Here is a 230-nt window from a genome sequence, read left to right as displayed (position 1 = left end):
CTGTCGGATGCGGCTGCGGCGCCTGCGATGGCGCCCGTGGCTCCACCGGAGACCCCGGCGGCCACACCGGCGGCGACGAGGTCGGAGCGACGAACCTCGGCCACCTTGGCGCCGGGCTCACCGCCGTCGAATCCTGCGGCGATGACGGTGACGCGCACCTCGTCACCCAGGGTGTCGTCGATGACGGCACCGAAGATGATGTTGGCTTCGGGGTGAACGGCTTCCTGCAC

Annotated in this window: 1 pseudogene; it reads right to left on the bottom strand. The window is 70.9% G+C overall.

Annotated elements, in window-relative coordinates:
• A pseudogene (locus BV453_RS01955) lies at positions 1-230 on the bottom strand (cell division protein FtsZ); the annotation flags it as partial.

This window comes from Microbacterium sp. ER1 (genome assembly GCF_023383675.1).
In the GTDB taxonomy this organism is placed as follows: Bacteria; Actinomycetota; Actinomycetes; order Actinomycetales; family Microbacteriaceae; genus Microbacterium.
Note: the sequence above shows the minus strand (reverse complement) of the source record. Positions and strands in the feature narration are given on the sequence as shown.